The sequence below is a fragment of the Xylanibacter oryzae DSM 17970 genome, from assembly GCF_000585355.1.
GTDB classification, from domain to species: domain Bacteria; phylum Bacteroidota; class Bacteroidia; order Bacteroidales; family Bacteroidaceae; genus Prevotella; species Prevotella oryzae.
On record NZ_KK073873.1, the window covers coordinates 3,055,561 to 3,077,549 of the forward strand.

Annotated in this window: 13 protein-coding genes; 8 read left to right on the forward strand and 5 right to left on the reverse strand. The window is 40.1% G+C overall.

Annotation, left to right across the window (positions count from 1 at the left end; all coding sequences use genetic code 11):
• Positions 1-9 precede the first annotated feature (9 nt).
• The 5 genes from XYLOR_RS12300 (at position 10) to XYLOR_RS12320 (ending at position 14,680) form a co-directional block, all read left to right on the forward strand.
• Positions 10-3,819, forward strand: a complete 3,810-nt coding sequence (locus XYLOR_RS12300; protein ID WP_036880052.1) for a family 78 glycoside hydrolase catalytic domain — start codon at positions 10-12, stop codon at positions 3,817-3,819.
• Entirely contained in the window at positions 3,816-6,530 is a 2,715-nt protein-coding gene (locus XYLOR_RS12305) for an alpha-d-galacturonidase (RefSeq protein WP_036880055.1), read from the forward strand. The genes XYLOR_RS12300 and XYLOR_RS12305 overlap by 4 nt, the downstream gene beginning before the upstream one ends.
• Positions 6,531-6,588: 58 nt before the next feature.
• The gene (locus XYLOR_RS12310; RefSeq protein ID WP_051509001.1) at positions 6,589-10,788 is read left to right on the forward strand and encodes a beta-d-glucuronidase/beta-L-arabinofuranosidase; all 4,200 of its coding nucleotides are present in this window, start codon (positions 6,589-6,591) and stop codon (positions 10,786-10,788) included.
• 12 nt (positions 10,789-10,800) lie between these two features.
• Positions 10,801-13,935, forward strand: coding sequence for a glycoside hydrolase family 2 TIM barrel-domain containing protein (locus XYLOR_RS12315; protein ID WP_374057291.1), 3,135 nt, complete (start codon positions 10,801-10,803; stop codon positions 13,933-13,935).
• 184 nt (positions 13,936-14,119) lie between these two features.
• A complete protein-coding gene (locus tag XYLOR_RS12320; protein WP_154655737.1) occupies positions 14,120-14,680 on the forward strand; it encodes a hypothetical protein in 561 nt (186 codons plus the stop codon).
• Positions 14,681-14,773: 93 nt separating this feature from the next.
• On the opposite strand, the gene XYLOR_RS12325 is transcribed toward XYLOR_RS12320, so the two are convergent.
• From XYLOR_RS12325 to XYLOR_RS12335, 4 genes are all read right to left on the reverse strand, one after another.
• Positions 14,774-16,375, reverse strand: coding sequence for a patatin-like phospholipase family protein (locus XYLOR_RS12325; RefSeq protein ID WP_036880060.1), 1,602 nt, complete (start codon positions 16,373-16,375; stop codon positions 14,774-14,776).
• Positions 16,376-16,406: 31 nt separating this feature from the next.
• Entirely contained in the window at positions 16,407-17,204 is a 798-nt protein-coding gene (locus tag XYLOR_RS12330; RefSeq protein WP_036880063.1) for an alpha/beta hydrolase, read from the reverse strand.
• A gap of 162 nt (positions 17,205-17,366) precedes the next feature.
• Positions 17,367-17,474: a smalltalk protein gene (locus XYLOR_RS13860; RefSeq protein ID WP_154655728.1), complete on the reverse strand. Its 108-nt coding sequence runs from the start codon at positions 17,472-17,474 to the stop codon at positions 17,367-17,369.
• 43 nt (positions 17,475-17,517) lie between these two features.
• The gene (locus tag XYLOR_RS12335; RefSeq protein WP_036880067.1) at positions 17,518-17,991 is read right to left on the reverse strand and encodes an HU family DNA-binding protein; all 474 of its coding nucleotides are present in this window, start codon (positions 17,989-17,991) and stop codon (positions 17,518-17,520) included.
• 463 nt (positions 17,992-18,454) lie between these two features.
• Between XYLOR_RS12335 and XYLOR_RS14210 the strand changes: the two genes are divergently transcribed.
• Together XYLOR_RS14210 and XYLOR_RS12345 are read left to right on the forward strand one after the other, a co-directional pair.
• Positions 18,455-19,024: a PDDEXK nuclease domain-containing protein gene (locus tag XYLOR_RS14210; protein WP_441365004.1), complete on the forward strand. Its 570-nt coding sequence runs from the start codon at positions 18,455-18,457 to the stop codon at positions 19,022-19,024.
• 42 nt (positions 19,025-19,066) lie between these two features.
• Positions 19,067-19,855 (forward strand): putative phage abortive infection protein, encoded by a 789-nt coding sequence (locus XYLOR_RS12345; protein WP_036880070.1) that lies wholly within the window; start codon positions 19,067-19,069, stop codon positions 19,853-19,855.
• Between the two features lie 88 nt (positions 19,856-19,943).
• On the opposite strand, the gene XYLOR_RS13865 is transcribed toward XYLOR_RS12345, so the two are convergent.
• Complete coding sequence (locus tag XYLOR_RS13865) at positions 19,944-20,090, reverse strand: hypothetical protein (RefSeq protein WP_154655738.1); 147 nt, start codon at positions 20,088-20,090, stop codon at positions 19,944-19,946.
• 706 nt (positions 20,091-20,796) lie between these two features.
• Here XYLOR_RS13865 and XYLOR_RS12350 point away from each other — a divergent pair.
• On the forward strand, positions 20,797-21,714 hold the full coding sequence (locus XYLOR_RS12350; RefSeq protein WP_084608616.1) for an ORF6N domain-containing protein: 918 nt from the start codon (positions 20,797-20,799) through the stop codon (positions 21,712-21,714).
• Positions 21,715-21,989 lie beyond the last annotated feature (275 nt).

Consider the following 21,989-nt stretch of genomic DNA (forward strand, 5'->3'; position numbering starts at 1 on the left):
ACTTTTGAAATGAAAAAACAGCAAATACTAGCTACGATACTGTTGCTCATTGCTTATTCTTCTGTATGGGCAGTGAATGTAAAGGTTACTAATCTACGTACAGAACAAATGACTAATCCAATGGGACTGGATAATAACACCCCAAGGATGAGTTGGATTATTGAGTCGGATAAGAACAACGTACATCAGGATGCTTATCAGATAATAGCAGCATCCTCTCCAGAACTATTGTCTGAGGATAAAGCGGATATATGGAATTCGGGTAGGGTCAGTACCAATCAATCTGTATGGGTAAATTATGGTGGCAAAAATTTGCAAAGCAACCAACGGGTATATTGGCGTGTTCGGGTATATACCAATGTCGGTATTAGTGCATGGAGTGATATGTCAATGTTTAGCATTGGCCTACTTGGCGAAACTCATTGGGATGGCAGATGGATAGGCACAGATAATCTTATGCCCGATGATAAAGCAGGTGTGCAGCACAGCGTTATGAGTGCAAGATATTTGCGTAAGGAGTTCAGCATAAAAAAACAGTTGAGACAGGCTACTGCTTATATAGCCGGTTTAGGACTTTATGAATTGTATATCAATGGCAACAGGATAGGCAATCAGGTTCTTGCTCCTTCTCCTACAGACTATCGTAAAACTATTCTATACAATACTTTTGATGTTACGGCACAGCTCCGTCAGTCTAAAAATGCTGTGGGCGTAATACTTGGCAATGGCAGATATTTTGCTATGCGTCAGAATAAACCATATAAGAACACCACATTTGGATACCCTAAATGTAGAGTTAATATTGTATTGGAATATACTGATGGTACAAAAGATGTAGTTTCGACAGACGAGACCTGGAAACTGACGACAGATGGACCGATAAGGGCTAATAATGAATATGATGGTGAGACATATGATGCTCGTAAAGAAATGTTAGGATGGACTAATGCCGGTTATGACGATTCTAAATGGGATGATGCTGAAAGGGTAAGTGTGCCTTCCGGTACATTGAGAGGTGCTATGACCGAAAATATGCGTGTCGTAAAGACTTTAAGTCCTGTATTGAAAAAGTACAATGATAAACTGATATTGGATTTCGGACAGAATATGGCTGGATGGGTTCGTATCAGTGTGCATGGCAATGCAGGTGATACCATCAAGTTAAGGTATGCTGAGAAACTCACTGCTGATGGACAACTGTATACCGAAAATCTACGTGACGCAATGTCTACTGATACTTATATATGTAATGGCAGAGAGAATGGACAGTGTTGGTCGCCAAGGTTTGTATATCATGGATTCAGGTATGCCGAAATCATAGGAGTAAAAGATGCTAAAGCATCTGATTTTACGGCAGAGGTAGTAAGCGATGAAATGTTACAAACAGGTTCATTCTCTTGCAGCGATACGATACTTAACAAGATTTATCATAATGCCTTCTGGGGCGTAATGAGCGATTATAAAGGTATGCCGGTAGACTGTCCGCAACGTAATGAGCGTCAACCGTGGCTGGGCGACCGTACTATGGGGTCGTTAGGCGAAAGTTATCTCTTTGATAACCAGTCTCTATATAGCAAGTGGATGAAGGATATATACGAGGCACAACGAGAAGATGGTTGCATACCTGATGTGGCGCCTGCATATTGGAATTATTATACCGATAATGTCACATGGCCTGCCGCATTACCTTTCACATGCGATATGTTGTACTCTCAATATGGTAATAAAAGTATTGTTGAACAATGTTATCCTAATATCAAAAGATGGGTTAAGCACATCACAGACGAGTATATGAAAGATGGTATAGTATACCGGGATAAGTATGGCGACTGGTGTGTTCCGCCCGAGAAACCTGAACTGATACATAGTCAGGATCCCGCCAGACAGACAGACGGCGCTTTGATATCCACAGCATACATGATAAGGGTTGCAAAACTTATGAGCAAGTTTGCCAAGATGCAAAATCTTACTGATGATGCATTGTTGTGGAATAAGATGGAAGGTGATATGAAAGATGCCTTTAACCGTAAGTTTCTTACAGTAAAGCGTGGCACATCACTAGTACCCGGACACACATTATATCCGGATAGTATATTCTATGGCAACAATACCGTTACAGCCAATCTTCTGCCATTAGCATTTGGTATAGTACCTGATTCGTGTAAGGCTGATGTGGTAAAGAATATCGTTAACAATATCATAACACTTAATAATGCTCATATCTCTTGTGGCGTGATAGGGGTGCAGTGGTTGTTGAGGGTTCTTTCAGATAATGGATTCGCTGATGTGGCGTATCTGTTGGCTACCAACAAGACATATCCTTCTTGGGGATATATGACAGAGAAAGGAGCAACTACCATTTGGGAGTTATGGAATGGCGATACAGCTAGTGCTAAGATGAATAGTGCAAACCATGTAATGCTGTTGGGTGACTTATTGACTTGGTGCTATCAGTATCTAGGAGGAATAAGAAATGCATACGGTAGCAATGCTTATAGTCATATAATGTTGAAACCATCTTTCGAGATAGAGGATGCCAATGATATTGATGTCAGCTATATTTCACCATATGGGAAAATAGTAAGCAAGTGGCATAAGACATTGACTCATTTAGATTGGGATGTAGAGATCCCTGCCAATACAACTGCTGATGTATATCTACCTGATGGTAAAATAGAAAAGATTGGTTCTGGAAAATACCATTATAGTATAGATATACCTGCTCGTGATAGTAGGATCGTAGAAGACCAGTTCTTATACGAACATGCCGATTTTCCTGAATGTCATGCTTCTACTATAGCAGAGATGCCTAATGGCGATTTAGTCGCATCATTCTTTGGTGGAACAAAAGAGCGTAATCCTGATGTATGTATATGGGTGTGCCGTAAGCCAAAAGGTGCAAAGATATGGACGAAACCTATGAAGGTTGCTGATGGCGTCTTCAAGTTGAATACTAAAGAAGCTGATATAGCAGGCATAACAGCAGAGACAACCGATGCAGTAGGAGGCAAGGCTACCACTTCTGATATGAAGCGAAAGGCATGTTGGAATCCTGTATTGTATCTTATGTCTGATGGTAAATTGATGCTGTTTTTCAAGATAGGCAAAGATGTAGCTGACTGGACAGGGTGGACTGTAACCTCATCTGATGGTGGAAAGACGTGGGGCAAGAAACAACCATTACCTAAAGGATTTCTTGGACCGATAAAGAACAAACCTGAACTTATTGGTGACAGACTTATTTGTCCATCAAGTACGGAAGCTGATGGTTGGAAAATACACTTCGAGATATACAATATCAAAACAAAAGAGTGGAAATACATAGGCCCAATAGATGCAAATATGGAATATCCTACTAGTGATATGCTCAAGAAAGATAGAGTAAAACGTCCGATACTCTGTATACAACCTTCGATACTTCGACTCAAAGATGGCAGACTGCAGGTATTATGTCGTACTCGTAATGGCAGACTTGCAACATCGTTTAGTAGTGATGGTGGCGAAACATGGAGTAGGGTGGAACTGACAGATCTGCCCAATAACAACTCTGGTACTGATGCCGTGACTCTACAAGACGGCAGACATATTCTTATATATAACGATTTCGCAACTCTTCCGGGAACTCCTAAAGGAGTACGCACACCGATTAGTCTGGCTATATCAGATGATGGTATACATTGGCGGCATCTTATGACACTCGAAAATAGTCCTATAAGTCAGTATTCATATCCGGCCATCATACAAGGTATGGATGGAAGTCTGCATGCTGTATATACATGGCGTAGACAACGTATAGCATATAAAAAGATAAAACTATGAGGATAATAAATATAATATTTGCCTGTTTGCTGTATTGCTCTATAGGCAATGCCAAAACATACACAGTCGTTACTCCCAAAAAGTCATCAGCAAGAGAGCTGTATGCAGTGGAATACCTTCATCGTAAACTTACGGAGATAGGATATACGGATATTAGCAAGGGCGCAACCAGAACAGTCGAGATAAATACTTATAAACTAAATGGCAAACCTGATATAATAGTATATCTTAAGCAATCGGCCGATACTGCCGGACTGAAAAAAGAGGGTTATACGATAACCTCTAAAGGTAACAAGGTATATATAACTGGCAATGACGGGACAGGCGTGATATATGGTTGCTGTGCCCTTGTAGAGCATCTTCATAGATATGGTAACGCAGACTTTTCAAAGGCTTGTGTAGATGCTCCCGAGATGGTGATGCGTGGCGCATGTATTGGTATGCAGAAAACAGAGTATCTTCCCGGTCATAATGTTTACGAGTATCCTTATACGCCACAGACATTCCCTTGGTTTTACGATAAGGCAGCATGGATAAAATATCTGGATATGCTGGTAGACGACAGGATGAACTCTCTTTATATATGGAATGGTCATCCGTTTTCATCTTTGGTACGTCTCAAAGATTATCCTTTTGCCGTTGAGGTGGATGATTCAACATTCAAGAAGAATGAGGAAATGTATACTTTCCTTACCAAAGAGGCTGGCAGAAGGGGAATTTCTGTTATACAGATGTTCTATAATATCATATTAAGTAAACCATTTGCTGATCATTACGGACTGAAGACGCAAGACCGCCATAGAGGTATAACACCATTGATAAGCGACTATACCCGTAAGTCGATTGCGGCTTTCATAGAGAAATATCCCAATGTAGGTCTTCTTGTATGTCTTGGTGAGGCAATGGATACTTACGAAGATGATGTACAATGGTTTACAAAGACAATAATACCAGGTGTAAAGGATGGTCTGAAGGCTCTCGGGCGTACTGACGAACCTCCTATAATATTACGTGCTCATGATACCGATAGTAAGATGGTTCTTGATGCGGCACTGCCCTTGTATCGTAATATCTATACTATGCAAAAGTATAATGGAGAGTCGCTCACCACATATCAGCCTCAGGGCCCTTGGGCGGAAGAACACCGGTATTTAGCTTCGCTGGGTGCTCCTCATATAGAGAATGTTCATATCCTTGCTAATCTGGAGCCATGGAGATGGTCTGCCCCTGATTTCATACAGAAGTCTGTTATGGCTATGCATGATATTCATCACGCTAATTCTCTACATTTGTATCCACAGGCTTCTTATTGGGACTGGCCTTATACAGCCGATAAACTGCCCGATGGTAAGAGACTGCTACAGATAGATCGTGATAAGATGTGGTTCTCTGCCTGGGGACGTTATGCGTGGAACTGTCATAGGGATCATCAGGATGAAGTTGCTTACTGGGATCAGATATTAGGAGATAACTATGGTATATCTTATGCTGATGCCTCAAATATACTTGAAGCTTATGAGCAGAGTGGTGAGATTGCTCCAAAGACATTACGCAGATTCGGCATTACTGAAGGTAATCGACAGACTCTGCTACTTGGTATGTTTATGAGTCAGTTGGTAAATCCTTACAAGTATACTGTGTATCCTGAATTCTATGCCAGTTGCGGACCAACAGGCGAGAAGTTGATAGAATATGTAGAGAAAGAGTGGAAGCATCAGCCTCATGTAGGTGAACTACCTCTCGACATAGTGACACAAATAGAGGCTCATGGTGACAAGGCTGTTGCTGCAATTGATGCGGTAGCGGATAAGGTAACAAAAAATAAGGAGGAGTTTGATAGGTTATGTAATGATATGCACTGCTATCGTGAGTTCGCTTATGCTTTTGGCTATAAGGTTAAGGCTGCGCAGCATGTGCTCAACTATCGATGGGGTAAGGACATCAGCGAACTGGATGCTGCTGTACCGTTGATGGAAAAGAGTCTGGAATACTATCGTAAACTGGTTGACCTTACTAAAGATACTTATCTGTATGCCAACAGTATGCAGACTGCACAGCGGCGCATACCTATTGGGGGTGATGGTGGCAAATACAAAACATGGGTTGAGATGCTGCCACGTTATGAGATAGAACTTGCCAACCTGAAGAAGAATATCGCAATACTGAAGTTGAAAGCTAAAGGCGATTTTCATCAGGAGACCAAGCAGATTAAGGTATTGACTAATGCTAAAGTGGTACTTGGTGATAGCATTAAGACGGTGAAACTTGCTAAAGGTGTACGACTCTTCGATGATTTAGATAGTGTCGTTACTGATGTGGCTCCTGAACTAAAAGGTATGAATGCCATTGTGTTTAACAGTAAACATCAGAAAGAAGAGGGTACACGTCTTGATTTTACATCTGCGAAAGATGTCTCTGTCTTAGTTGGATACTTCAGAGACGATCAAATAAAGTATGCCGCTGCACCGAAGTTGGAAATCGATGCCACAGCCAACGATTATGGACAGGCAGAACCTCAGTTGTTTTCTGCCATTAAGATTAATGGTATGCCGCAGATTAATGTACATAAGTATGATCTTAAGGCAGGTCATAACACCTTGTTATTGCCAAAAGGTTACCTATTGGTACTAGGTTTTACGTCAGACAATGTCGTTGCCCGTAATGTAGGTCTCGAAGGTTCTGATGATGCCATTGACTGGTTGTTTTATTAGTACTATATGTTTTATATACTGTTGTATGGAATTTTATAAAAGGATTACAATATAAGTAATGATATTAAAATTGCTGATTAGACTCAAATTAAAAACATTCAATAATATATTGATATTATTGTTATCACTTCCAATGCTTTCTTTCGCCGGTGGTGATATTACCCGACAGGATATGCAACGTATTTATGAGGAAGTGAAGACTCCTTATAAGTATGGTTTGGTTATTGCTCCTCAAGACAATAATCATAAGATTGACTGTCCCACTGTTTATAAGGATAACGGCAAGTGGTACATGACTTATGTGGTATACAATGGTAAAGACGGACTGGACGGTCGTGGTTATGAAACATGGATGGCCGAGAGTGATGACCTATTACAGTGGAAAACTCTTGGCAGGGTGCTATCTTATCGTGACGGATATTGGGATTGTAATCAGCGGGGAGGATTCCCTTCTTTGATAGACTGGAACTGGGGTGGCTCTTATGAGATGCGTAAATACAAAGGCCGTCATTGGATGACATATATTGGCGGTAGCGGTACAGGATACGAAGCTGTGCGTGCTCCTCTTAATATTGGTATTGCAAGTACTAAAGGCAATATCAGTTTAGCTCACGAATGGGATTCTGGAGAATCACCGTTGTTAAGTATCAATAACAAAGATACCCAGTGGTGGGAGAGGCTAACACAGTACAAGAGTACCATATACGATGACAATGATAAAAAGCTTGGGCATCGTTTTGTGATGTTCTATAATGCCGGTGGTGTAAATCCTGTCAACAAGATGAAAGCCGAACGTATAGGCATAGCTCTATCCGATGATATGAAACATTGGATAAGGTATACTGGTAATCCTGTATTCAGCCATGAAGTGCCCGGCATCATTACCGGAGACGCACAGATAGTCAAGATGGGTGATAAATATGTGATGTTTTATTTCTCAGCCTATAACCCCAATAGAAAGTATAATGCCTTTAATACATTCGCAGTAAGTAGAGATCTTGTAAACTGGACCGATTGGAATGGCGCTGATTTGGTATACCCCGACAAACCCTACGATGAAATGTTTGCTCATAAGAGTTGTGTCGTGAAATCGGATGGTGTGGTCTATCATTTCTATTGTGCTGTCAATAATCAAGGACAGCGGGGAATAGCTCTTGCCACCGGTAAGCCCATGGGATCATCTGAAGTACACTTTCCACAACCTGAAATGAAAGGCAAGAGAATTATCACGCCATTGAATAAAGGATGGTGTACATGGCTTACTTCAGCATCCGATTCATCAGCAAAGATTAATGATACCATATCGGTCAATTTACCACACAATTGGGATGACTATTATGGTTACCGTCAATTGCGCCATGGCAATCTTCATGGTACGGCTGAATATATTAAGACATTCACTACAGAGAAACATCCAGGTAAGAAATACTTTCTGCAGATTGAAGGTGTAGGCAGTTATGCTACTGTATCACTCAATCGAAAGACTTATGCCAGAACTCCGGTAGGGCGTACCACAATGACATTGGATGTTACCGATGCATTGGTAGATGGTACAAATAATATTAAGATACTTACAGAGCATCCTCAGATGATAACAGATATGCCTTGGGTGTGTGGCGGTTGTTCTTCCGAGTGGGGATTCAGTGAGGGCTCACAGCCTTTAGGCATTTTCCGTCCGGTGTCGTTAGTCGAAACAGATGAGATCAGGGTCGAACCTTTTGGTGTGCATATCTGGAATAATGATAAGGCCGACACTATATATATCGATACTGAACTAAAAAACTATGGTGACCTGCCGTTGACGGTAAATCTTGTAAATAAGTTTGCCATGGCCAACGGTAAGTCTGTTTTCCGACTTAGCGATACCATAACGATAGCTGCCGGTCAAACTAGGGTAGTGAGACAATTGTCGGCAGTAGAGCATCCTGTGTTATGGAGTACAGAGAGTCCTTATCTTTATACTCTTACCAGTATGATAAAACGTGACGGAAATACAACCGATCAGGTTGAGACCTCTTATGGTATACGTACTATCTCATGGCCTGTGAAACGTAATGATAACGACGGCAGATTCTATCTCAATGGGAAACCAACATTTATAAATGGAACATGCGAGTATGAACATCTCTTTGGCGATAGTCATGCTTTCAGTGATAGGCAGATAGAGGCTCGTATCAAGATGATACGTAATGCAGGATTTAATGCTTTGCGTGAAGCCCATCAACCACACAATATCAGATATCAGCAGTTGGCTGATAAGGATGGACTATTATTCTGGAGTCAGTTTTCTGCTCATATATGGTATGATACCCCACAGTTCAGAGCAAATTTCAAGAGTCTGTTGAGGCAGTGGATAAAAGAAAGACGTAATTCACCAAGCGTGATCTTATGGGGACTGCAGAATGAGAGTGTACTGCCTAAAGACTTCGCTAAAGAATGCTGTGATATAATCAGACAGATGGACCCAACAGTTGGTACAATGCGTGCCATTACCACATGTAATGGTGGTGAAGGTACAGACTGGAATGTAGTACAAAACTGGAGTGGCACGTATGGCGGGGATGTAAACAAATATGGTGATGAACTGAAAAGTAAATCACAACTTCTTAATGGTGAGTATGGGGCATGGCGTACGCTAGGTTATCATAAAGAAAATACATTATCATACAAAGACTATACCGAAGAGAATTTTGCAAATCTGCTTGAAACTAAAGTGCGACTGGCCGAAAGCGTCAAGGATAGTGTCTGTGGACAGTTTCAATGGGCTTTTGTCAGTCATGATAACCCCGGCCGTACACAGCCTGATGAGGCTTTGCGTAAGGTAGATAAGTCAGGACCTTTCAATTATAAAGGTCTGCTTACTCCGTGGCAGCAACCGGTAGACGCGTACTATATGTACAGGGCTAATTATGTGTCGGCTGATAAAAAACCGATGGTCTATATAGTTTCACATACATGGGCAGACAGATTCTGTACAGGAGCACGTCGCGCTGATATAAGTGTGTATAGCAATTGCGACAGTGTACTGCTATACAACGATGCGGCCGACAGTGTTTCTTTCGGACGCAAAAAGCGTGGCGGCATAGGTTCTCATTTTGTATGGGAAAATCGTATGATACAATATAATGTGCTAAGGGCTGTGGGTTATCGTTCGGGCAGGGCTGTTGCAGAGGATGTTATAGTGCTGGACGGACTGGAACGGGCACCACACTTTGACAGGTTATACAAGCCATCTTTGATAGCTCCAACCGCAGCAGACCGCAACAGAGACATCTTGAAACCGGCAGATGGATATAGCTATCTCTACCGCATCAATTGTGGTGGTGACGACTATACCGATACATATGGAAACAAATGGTTGCAGGATACAGATAAATACAGTCATTCGTGGGCAGAACAGTTTATCGGTGATAATAAGAGAGCACAGAACATCAGTCCATATCAGACCAGTCAGTCGCATATCTCAGAACCAATACGTGGCACTCACGATTGGCCGCTGTTCAGTAATTTCCGCTTTGGTCGTCAACGTCTTCATTACGATTTCAAGGTACCCGTAAATGGCAAATACCGTATCGAACTGTATTTTACAGAGCCATGGATCGGTACCGGTACGGGTATGCAGTCTGATTGCTCCGGACTTCGTCTCTTCGATGTTGCCGTCAACGACTCTGCTGTTATCCATGACATGGATGTATGGGCACAGAGCGGGCATGCCGGTGCACTTAAAAAAGTGGTATATGCAGACATTCGAGATAATAAGATAAAAATTTCTTTCCCTGATGTTGAATCGGGAGAGGCTGTGATAAGTGCTATCGCTATTGCCAAGTATGGCAAATCATATACGTATGTAAATGATAATAGTGTGCCGAAAGCTTTTTCATGGTCGGCTATGGATACAGATACAATCGTCAAGACCACAAAGCAGATGCTTCCGCCCGAAACAGATACACGTCCTTCAGTGGCGTATAATGCAGTCCAAAAGAATGATGCTACAGAGTGGACCTTCAGCACCGGACTGGCACAAGAGTACGCCATAAGATTCAGATATAAGAACCTGACAGACAGAGCCATAACGGCTAAAATGCTGCTTACAGACGCTAAAGGCTCTGTAGTAAGAGAAGATAACATAACATTCCAGCCTACACCCGATAAATTCCGTACGCTGAGTACAACAACAGGCACATTCATCAATGCCGGTAAATATAAACTTACCATAAAGGCAAAAGCAATTACATTTGATACATTAGAGGTACAATAAAGATTTAGTAAGATGGAACAGAACAGAAGAAACCCACATTATGTGTTGATTACTGCGTTGACAATATTATGCCAGATATACAGTTTATGTCTTAAAGCACAAGTGCATGACTGGGAGAATAATCATGTATTGCAGATCAACCGCGAACCGGCTCGTAGCTTTTTCATACCGTTTTGTAGTAACACAGGCGATAGGTCTATGACGCTCAACGGCACATGGCGTTTCAGATGGACCAAGACACCCGGTGAGAGAGTAACCGACTTTTATCGTACCGACTTTGACGACAGCCGGTGGACTACTTTCCAAGTGCCTGCCAATTGGGAGGTAAACGGTTTCGGCACACCAATATACATATCTTCGGGCTATCCCTTTAAGATCGATCCTCCGCGAGTTACATCAGAACCCAAGAACACATACACCACCTATATAGAGCGAAATCCCACAGGTCAGTATCGCCGTAATTTTATGTTGCCGGATTTGTGGGCGCATGGTGGACAGACATTTCTTCGGTTTGATGGTGTAATGAGTGCATTCTATGTATGGATTAACGGCCGGAAGGTAGGATATTCTCAGGGTAGCATGGAACCGTCCGAGTTTAATATCACCGGATATCTCAAGCCCGGAAATAATCTCATTTCTGTAGAAGTATACAAATACAGTGACGGATCATATCTCGAAGATCAGGACTTCTGGCGATTTGGAGGCATACATCGTAATATAACATTATTTCATACCCCTGATATACGAATCCGCGATTATACTGTGCGCACAGTCGTGGCTGATAAGGACTATAAAGATTTCCGACTTCAGATAAACCCACAGTTTAGTGCCTATAATGGTAATGATGCCAACGGGTACAGTATTTCAGCCATACTTACAGACCCAAAAGGTCAACAGATAGTATCTGTACGTAAATCTGTAAGTGATATACTCGATTTGGAGCATAAGGCGGCTACCATGAACGAATGGTTCCCGCAGAGAGGTCATAGCAAGTTTGGTCGTATCGACACACTCATCACATCTCCTGTAAAGTGGACCGCAGAGACGCCATACCTTTATACACTCCGTATGTCATTATCCGACTCAACGGGTAGGGTCGTAGAACAAATACAGCAGAAAGTGGGCTTCAGAAGTGTAGAGATACGAGATGGACAGATGCTTGTTAATGGTGTACCTACTAGGATACGTGGTGTGAACCGTCATGAGCACGATCCCCGTACAGCCAGGGTGATGACCGAAGCCCGTATGCTGCAAGATATCCGTTTGATGAAACAGGCTAATATCAATGCAGTGCGCACCAGTCATTATCCCAACTGCCCCAGATGGTACGAACTTTGTGACAGTCTGGGCCTGTATGTAATGGACGAGGCCGACTGTGAAACTCACGGATTGCGTGGCACACTTGCTTCCACACCTGATTGGAATGATGCCTTTATGGATCGTGTTATCCGTCTTGCCGAAAGAGACAAAAATCATCCATCTGTGATATTATGGAGTCTGGGCAATGAAAGTGGTTTTGGGGCCAACCATGCGGCAATGGCAGGATGGCTGCATGAGTTTGATCCTACCCGTTTTGTGCATTACGAAGGAGCACAGGGAGATCCTGATCCGCAGTGTGTAGACGTAATAAGCCGATTCTATCCACGTGTACGGCAGGAGTATCTCAACCCCGGAATACCCGAAGGGTCTGACAAAGAGAGAGCCGAGAATGCCCGTTGGGAGAGGTTGCTTGATCTAGCTGAAAAGAAGAACGATAACCGTCCGGTACTTACCAGCGAGTATGCTCACTGTATGGGTAATGCCTTAGGCAACTTCAAGGAGTACTGGGATGAGATATACAGCAATCGCCGTATGTTGGGCGGATTCATATGGGACTGGGTAGACCAGGGCATATACAAAGTGATAGACCGTGATGGCGTAAAAGATACGATGGTTGCTTATGGCGGTGATTTTGGCGACAAACCTAATCTGCACGCTTTCTGTCTTAATGGCATCGTATTGTGCAATCGCACACTTCCATCAAAGTATTACGAAGTAAAGAAAGTCTATTCGCCTGTACAGTTTTTCCGCAAAGGTGATGACTTGTATGCTGTAAATCATGTAATAACGTTCCCGCTTTCACGCTACCGTATTATTTATGATATCACCGATAACGGCAGGGTTGTAAAGAGGGGAGAGATAAATACACAGAATCTGTCGGTAGCAGACACAACCAGACTGATGTCTGTTATTGGCTTGGCTGGAGATGCCGGTCATGATGTACGTCTCAATCTCCATGCCCTTTTGCGCGAAGATCAGTTGTGGGCAAATAAGAATCACGAAGTGATAAGTGAGCAGATAGCCCTCAATGATAATCCCATGTCAGTACCTGAACAGTTAAGCAAGAAAACTTCATATACCCCGTTGTTGCAACAATGGCTTAATAATGCATCTTTCCAAGCCTTCCGTGCCCCCACAGACAACGATACAGGCTTTGGCAACTGGTTGACTAAAGACTGGACTAATAATAGCCTGGGCAGTCCGCAGGTCAGCAGGATAAGTACCGACAGTACATCAGTCCACTGCATCAAAGTAGACGAATACAAATATGCCAAAGGCAGCATCATTGTAACCACACGTATCAGTTCAGTTGGCAACAAAGGTCTTGATGTAATCCAGACGTATAGGATGAAAGGCGAATTGCCCGAACTGCCACGTCTTGGCATGTCTATTACTCTGCCCCGTGCTTATGAACAATTGCAATGGTATGGTCGTGGACCGTATGATAACTATCCCGACCGTAAGACATCTTGTCCTATTGGTCTTTGGCACAGCACCGTTACAGCTCAATATACACACTATCCACGTCCGCAAGATTGTGGTAACCACGAAGACTGCACAATGGTTCTGCTTAAGACGAAGAGTGGTAATACCTTACATATAACAGCCGTTGAATCTCCATTCTCATTTTCGGCCATGCATTATTCAACTTCAACTATTGCATCCACTACCCACGATTGTGATTTAAAAGAGTCGGATTATACAGTGCTTAATATAGATGCTGCCGTTATGGGATTGGGCAATAGCAGTTGTGGACCTGGCGTATTAAAGAAGTATTCTATAGACAAAAACAGCACACACACATTACACATATTTGTGTCATTATAGTTCAAGTGATAAGTTTGTGAAATATGTAAATACATCTATTCAGCGTATATAAATATGATTATACGTCTCAAAGTTAATTCGATATGTAAATATAGGTATTGAAATTTGTTTTGTAATTAAAAAAATATTATTTTTGTCGACGAATAATTAATTATCATAAAAACATTATCTTTAATAATTCTATATGAAAAGAATAGTATTATGTATCGCAGTGTTTATCTCTGCATTATGTGTGAATGCACAAAGTAAATTACAGGAAGCTGATTTTGTCGGCAATGTCAGAGTGTTGAACGCTGATAGTACAACCATAAATATTGATAAGCTAGCTACACAAGTCAAGTCAAAAGCTACCGGATCTAAAATGTGGTTGGGAGTAGGAAGTACAAAGTCATTTATCGAAGTTCCCGGAAAAGCGTCAAGCATTGTATTTGAGAAAGATACACCAATGAAGCTTGTTGTTAGAGGGTCTGATAATAACTTGGATCCTACATCAGTAGTATCAATATTCCAGTATATTATTAAAGGCGGAGACCGCCGTGCTGTATTTGGTAAGATTAATAACCTTTTTGGTAATACAGAGTCAGGCTTGAAAAAAATATCTTTTGAAGGCAAAAAGTTTGGTAAGAACTCTTATATAATTGAATTCACTGTTAGTGAACCCGGTGAGTATGGAGTAATGGTAAAAAATCCAACTCTTGAAAATGAGAGTTCCAATATTGTGGTATATTCATTCTCGGTTAGATAAATAATATATAAGAAAGAGAGCGGTTTCGCTCTCTTTCTTCTTTGTAGAACTTTATGATGCTGTAACTAATTTGCAGTACTTTTATTTCATAGTTTACACCATTTTATCCTTGAACAGCCACATAGGATCTTTCTCGAATTTCATCCAGTCTTCTATCAGTTGAGTCTTGCATTTGATGATCAGTTCGTGCGTCTCGTCTGTATTCGACTTGTCACGCTCCAACCGTTCAATATATTCGATAAGGTTCCAGCACATATTATATTGTCCCGTGGCTATGATGGCTTCAGGCACCCTATTACTTTTGTCATTATCTGTAAACCACAACGTAGTGCCCATATTTGCCGCCTTTTTACTGTTTTGCTGGATAACCTCCGACGGTTTCATCCATTCAGGCAGTTCACCGCTTTTATATTTTAACTGCCATTTCTCTCCCGGCCGGAGCTCGTAAATGGCGTTCATTATCAGTCTGTTATTCCATCTGCTATCATTATACATCATGTCGTACGACATCCTGCGGGTATTTTTCATAAACACCGTATTGGCAAGCATCAGAAGCGATGTACCCCTGTTTATCAATAGATTTACTATACTGTTAACAGTAAGTCTTCTTATTGATTTCTTACACTTCTTCAATGGCGATTCAGCTATCATGCCGTCAGCCTTGTGGCGTATTATATGTACCAGTATTGCAGCCGTCAGGGATATCAGAGACAATGTAGTAAGCACACCCGTCCAGAAATAATCAATCTTACCCACACTTGCGATATCAGCAGTTATTAATAATGCTGCAGCTATATAGAAACCATGCATCAGAGCATTGATGCTTATATTTTTCATACCACTAAACAAATTGGCTTTATAGGGCTTCATATAAGGACTCGATACATCTGATGCTATTACCAGGTCTATTACATTTCTGTATTTTGCGTCAGGATCGTTATATTCCAACTGCTTCTCTGCATGTTTTATATATTCCAGTCCCTGGTTGTCCACGATGCCACCGTCCATCAACCCTACGGGCTGCATGTCTTTCACGTATTCAGCATTTTTCTCATTTGCAGACAATTTAAAATCCGTTGGGAATACCAGCGGCTCAAATCCTCCGGGGAAGCATGATGATGTTGCCAATATCTCCGACAATCGTATCTGACGGGCTATATGCCTTGGTATATTGTTATTGTTGTTGCCTACAAATCCATACCTATATTCCTCTTTTGCATTTTCGATAGCTTTTGTAGCCTGATAACGGAATGGCAGTGCACAAGAAAAATCAGTGCCGTTGGCCGAAAAATGGTGTACATGGATTTTCTCGATATTGTCAAAGATAAGTCCTAGTGTCTTGCCATCAAAAAACATATCGTCGTACACATCAGTCATCTGCTTGATTAGTGAATGTACGTCTTTCTGGTTCCTGACAAAAGAGTCTAACGCTACCGTCGGAATGTCCACAGAATTCAGTTTCTGATAAAGAATTTTGAATGATTCGTCATCTTCAACGCCATTACATAAACCAGCCAGGTACCACAGTCCGGTTATCGTACCTCCTGATATGGTAGAAATGGTATTTACCATGTTGAGGAAACTACTGCCGTCAGCCATTTTCAGGTGACTTAGATATGACAGTGTACCTAGATGAAATGCAGCAGCTCTAAAACCGCCGCCCGAAAGACAAATTGCTACCTCTGGTGTTTTCATAAATATTCCTCCTTATAAATTTTGGTTTAGATTATGATGTAATATTATCTGTTCCGTAAAACATTAAATATTTCTCCATGTTAGCTTTTATGTATTCAAGATTGTGATGCCCTTGAAAGATATGATTTTCAACTTCAAATCCTTTTACTTTTAAATTCTTATATAGCACAGAGCAACCTTTGTAGAATTCCCCCTCATCGTTATCTCCTGCATCAAGATAAATCTTCGTATCAGAGTATTCCATATTTTTTGCGATGTAAATGGGGTCATATTTATTCCAGTTCTCAGGATTTTGGAAATATTGTTTATCTTCATCTTCAAGCTGTAATTCTAAGGCCGGCATGTGCCCACCAACTTTTGAGAATAAATCAGGATGACGTAATGCATTATGTAGAGCGGCATATCCACCAGCCGATACCCCTCCGATAAATCGTCCAAGTCTGTTTTTTACAGTCTTAAAATTCTTATCAATGTATGGAATGATATCCGTCATAAAATAATCCTCATACATACCAATGTTGATTGTTCTTCCATAAGGGTCTTTCACGTCTTTACAAATAGGGGATGAGTTTATGCCCCTGCTGTTCTCTATTCTGGGGCATACAATTATCATTGGTTTAATATCTTCATTCTCAATCAGGCGGTCTGCAACTTTATCCAATTCAATATTCTTAATGAAATTTTCATCTCCGCTTCTGCCATGCAAAAAATATAATACAGGCAAACTTTCTTCATCATCGTATCCTGAAGGCAGATAGATCACAACAGGCATAGGCTTGTTTAAACTTTTACTATATATTGCGAGTTCTTCAATTCTTGATTTCTTCATCTTTATTTTCTTTAATATATCATAGTTACTAAGTATAGTGTACTGGTATTCTGATATGTCGTGATTTTTAATTGATAATACAAAGGTAATAAAAAATAACAAAATAATAACGGCATCTGCTACTATTATTTGCAGATGCCGTTACAGACATTCCTCTTGGTTTTAATTAGCTGCTACCGCTGTACCAGTTATTAGTCCTGCCAGAGCGCTGAGTACAGTTATAATTACCTTTATCAGCTTACCCCAGTTGGTGGATGAAATCTTCGACATTGTGTCCTCCTTTCCTGCAACTGCCTATTCCAGGCAGTCCTTGTTAGGATTTCGCAGATGGAGAACCACCGGCCTTAGCTTTCGCAGTTTCTTTCTCACCGACGATGGCATTCTTAGGAGCTTCCTGCACTGTGGCGTTACTCAAGAACTTTTTGGTTCTTGTACCGGTTGCATCCTTCTTGGCTTCAGGGCTGAAGTTGACACGAAGACCTTTTACGTTCTTACCTACAGAGTAGGTGTCGATGGTCTGACTTCCTGTACCTTTTATTCCAATCTTGAAACTTCCGAAACCGTTGAGTTTCACTCTTGTTGAGTTCTGCAACTGGTCTGTCATCGTCTCTACCAGTTCTGTAAGAACGGCTAGAATATCGCTCTTTTTCACTGTACAGTTACGTTGCATTATTTCAGCAAGTCCCTCAGTGTCCATCACGTTAGTGACGATGGCACGGGCGAAGAACTGTCCGGCTGTACGGCTGGCCTTTCGGTTGTCTTTTGCTAATTTGTAAAGAATAGGCATATTACAATCCTTTCGTTAAATGGTTATACAATCACGGTGATTCTGCTAAGCGCTTAACTGAGATCACCATGGCTCAGGAGTTTCCTGAACGCTACTGCAATAAGATGTTTGTTTCTTGATTGCGAGTGCAAAGGTAATACATTTAGCAGTCGATTGCAATGATATTGCCCGTGGCAGTAATCCAAAATGCAAAGTGATACCATAACATATGTAAAACATACTTTGCTGTGCACATAAGCTGTGATAATTTTTATGTAAACATTCAATTATACGAACTCCTTCTGAATGAATTTTATGATCCGAGCATAGATTTCATTGATAGAATTAACAGAAAGGATATGATAAAAATCTTTCTATATGGTTAGAGATATGAAAAGAAAATTGAGATTTCTTTCTATATTATACTGAATTAGACGTGAAAAAATACATAAGCTAAAATATTTTTTATAACCAAGAAGGCTCAATTGGGCAACAACTTGTTGCCCAATTAGGCGAAGACGTATTTTTTTCCGTTCCGTGGGGGCATCATCTGTATATCATGTCTTCGTGCAAAGATATAAATAAAGCAGTTTTTTACCTGCAAAAGACTGTAGAGAACGGATGGAGTCGGGCCGTATTACTCAACTTCCTGGACACCGACCTTTACGAGCGTCAGGGTAAGGCGGTGAACAACTTCTCCCGTTTTTTGCCTGATACGCAGAGCGAACTGGCACAGCAGACATTAAAAGACTCTTATACATTCGATTTCATCACACTCACAGAGAACTATAAAGAGCGGGAACTTGAAGATGCGTTGACAGGCAACATCACCCGTTTCCTAATTGAGCTTGGGTGTAGACGTTTACTTTATCGATCCATACCCTTCATGCAAAAAGGAGCGATAGAAAATGCAAATGGATTGATACGACAATATATACCCAAGAAGTCTTCGTTTGCGCATTACGATGATAATGATATACAAAGAATCTTAGCCAAAATCAATAAAAGATGGAGAAATAAACCTGCTTTTGCTACGCCAAAGATTGCTTTTTAAAAATATTTCTGTAAATTTGCACTTTCCAGTTGAATTCGCGATATGAAAAATGGTAAAATTATATTATTTATTATAGTTGTAATTGCATTAATACTTTTGAAAAGATGTTTTAAAGATATTTTTTCATTAAGTGATTTAGTATCAATAATTACAGCCATTATTATGTATGTCACTGTATTAGTGATGAAAGAGGGTAATGAAACAAATTCAAGACTTAATCGTTTAGAACAAATCGAAAATACAATTATGAAACAAATTGAATTTCATAATAATTTACTCAAGAGAATATATGTTAATTATGAATCAGTAGGACGAGGCTTCGGCTTTTCTAATGCGCCAATTAATGCATACGGAGAAGAGGCTTTTGAAATTTTATATAATAGATTAAAACAAATTTATTCCACTATGCCAGGAAACAGTTATAAAAGCAGATTTGATATGAATGTTGAAGAAAACCGTATTAAAGATTCTTTTACACAATTATATAAAGAGTATGGGGTCTTATTTGGAAACTATTTTAAAAATTTATATTTGCTTGTAAAATATATTAATGGTATTGACGTAAAGGATTTTCCCAGAAGCTATTATATGGATTTAGTGAAATCTCAGTTATCCAAATATGAAATTCTTTTGTTAGCATACGATTGTATTTGGATTCAAGATCAGCCAAAAGGACAAAACTTTATAGACTTTGCAAAGGAATGTAATCTTTTATCGGCATTAGAAACAAATGAATTAATTAAGTCTGTTAGTCCAGTTAAGCATACTGACATTTTTAAGGATCATTACGGAATAATATTTCGGGAACCTGTAGAGTTCACTAATACATAGTTGATTCTTATTTCATAAATATAGGTGGCGCACTTATTAAAATGCGCTACCTATATTTATAATACAAACTAATGACATACATCTTTTTTCATTTATTGCCCTCCTCTTTTGGTTCTATATAGAACGATTCTTCTTGTACGATCTTGATACCACACTGGGTTATCAGTTCTTTTGTGTCCTTGTTGTCTTTGTCTGCAAGTATCTTGTCTTTTGCTAATTTGTAAAGAATAGGCATATTACAATCCTTTCGTTAAATGGTTAAACATTCATAGTGATTCGGCTAAGCGCTTAACTGTGGTCACTATGGCTCAGGAGTTTCCTGAACGCTACTGCAATCAGTTGTTTGTTTCTTGGTTGCAACGATATGCCCCGCGTCAGTAATCCAAAATGATTTATAGCCTATATATCACACCTGCATTAGAATTGACAGTATCATTATCCTTTTGAGTTCTCTACTGTCCGAATATTTATACATTGATGGCTAATTCAACAAATAGCCACAATTCACCGGTCTCATCTGGCTCTAATTTAGATTCGTCAACACGTTTTAAAATATCGATAGAGGTATGGTTTCAAATATGATCAAACCTATCGCTTGAGAGAAAATGTAAAAATCTTGTTCAATCTGATAAACTTTTCGAACAATAAGAAGCTTCGGTAAATAAGTGATATTTGCCACAAAAATGAAAAATTGTTTGCAAATCATTTATTTTCCATTTTAAATTTAATAAATTGATAAAATTTAAGTATTTTTGCAAAACTAAATATAATTCTAATTCAATACACCTTGCTATGTTGATACCTTTGAAGCGGAAGAATCTATCGACATCAAAGCTGTTATGAGTGAAATTAAGAGCCTTGAATCTAAACGAGCAGAGTTTGATGTGGAGATCGAGGGTTCTCTAAAAGAGTTGGGATTGGTAGATTAAGAGTATTTGACAATGAACGAAAACAAAAATAACAAAGCAGAAATCCAACCAGTTGCAAATTGTGACCAGATGGCAATAGAAAAGTCTATTGGGTCTTTTATATTGACAATTAGAGGACAACAAGTCATATTGGATAGAGATTTAGCTTCATTATATAAAGTAGAAACAGGCCGCATTAATGAACAAGTAAAAAGAAATATAAAGCGATTCCCTGCTGACTTTATGTTTCAGCTTAATGATGATGAGTTCCAAAACTTGAAATCGCAATTTGCGATATCAAACTGGGGTGGCGTTCGTAAACTGCCTTATGCCTTCACCGAGCAAGGCATCGCTATGCTAAGTAGTGTACTTCGCTCAGATGTAGCAATAGAAGTAAACATCCGTATCATGCGTGCTTTTGTATCCATGCGTCATTTTATAGCAGGTAATGCACAAGTATTCAAGCGACTTGAAGACATTGAATACCATCAAAAGGAATCGGATAAACGAATTGAAGAGATTTTTCAGAAATTCGATGTAAAAGAATCTGTTAATCAAGGTATATTCTATGACGGTCAAGTCTTTGATGCCTATGTATTTGTATCAGACTTAATTAAGAAAGCGAAGACTTCTATCGTCTTAATTGATAACTATATAGATGAGTCGGTCTTGACAATGTTAGATAAAAGGGAAAGAAATGTAGCTGCTACTATTTATACAGGCAAAATCAGCCGCCAACTTCAATTGGATATAACCCGCCACAACGCTCAATATCCGCCCATCACCGTCAATGAGTTCCGTAATTCACACGACCGTTTTTTAATCATTGATGATGAAGTCTATCATATCGGAGCATCTATCAAGGATTTAGGGAAAAAGTGGTTTGGCTTTGCACTGATGCGAGATATAACAGCAATGGAAATCATTAACCGTATAAATGGAGTACACTAAACAGCATTGGATTACATTTAAAGAATATATTCAATTCCGGTGAACTTGAAGAAAGTTCAGTTACCGAGAAATTCTCGGTAACTGCCAGCTATGGTAATTTATGATATGAAAGATTCCTCTTATCGGAATCTAAAATATATACGTCAGTGGTTTTTGTTTTATAATCAAGAAGGCTCAATTTGCCAACAAGCTGTTGGCAAATTAGGCGAAGAAATGTTTTAATCACATCCCTCCCGGCTTCGCCGTACTCCCTCAAATCTTCGAGGGAGAATAAA

Coding starts and splice junctions, on each gene's coding strand:
- XYLOR_RS12345 (WP_036880070.1), top strand. CDS start 19,067: ATGAAAAATGGTAAAATTATATTATTTATTATAGTTGTAATTGCATTA.
- XYLOR_RS12320 (WP_154655737.1), top strand. CDS start 14,120: ATGAAAAGAATAGTATTATGTATCGCAGTGTTTATCTCTGCATTATGT.
- XYLOR_RS12300 (WP_036880052.1), top strand. CDS start 10: ATGAAAAAACAGCAAATACTAGCTACGATACTGTTGCTCATTGCTTAT.
- XYLOR_RS12325 (WP_036880060.1), bottom strand. CDS start 16,375: ATGAAAACACCAGAGGTAGCAATTTGTCTTTCGGGCGGCGGTTTTAGA.
- XYLOR_RS12310 (WP_051509001.1), top strand. CDS start 6,589: ATGATATTAAAATTGCTGATTAGACTCAAATTAAAAACATTCAATAAT.
- XYLOR_RS13860 (WP_154655728.1), bottom strand. CDS start 17,474: ATGTCGAAGATTTCATCCACCAACTGGGGTAAGCTGATAAAGGTAATT.
- XYLOR_RS12350 (WP_084608616.1), top strand. CDS start 20,797: ATGAACGAAAACAAAAATAACAAAGCAGAAATCCAACCAGTTGCAAAT.
- XYLOR_RS12315 (WP_374057291.1), top strand. CDS start 10,801: ATGGAACAGAACAGAAGAAACCCACATTATGTGTTGATTACTGCGTTG.
- XYLOR_RS13865 (WP_154655738.1), bottom strand. CDS start 20,090: ATGCCTATTCTTTACAAATTAGCAAAAGACAAGATACTTGCAGACAAA.
- XYLOR_RS12330 (WP_036880063.1), bottom strand. CDS start 17,204: ATGAAGAAATCAAGAATTGAAGAACTCGCAATATATAGTAAAAGTTTA.
- XYLOR_RS12305 (WP_036880055.1), top strand. CDS start 3,816: ATGAGGATAATAAATATAATATTTGCCTGTTTGCTGTATTGCTCTATA.
- XYLOR_RS12335 (WP_036880067.1), bottom strand. CDS start 17,991: ATGCCTATTCTTTACAAATTAGCAAAAGACAACCGAAAGGCCAGCCGT.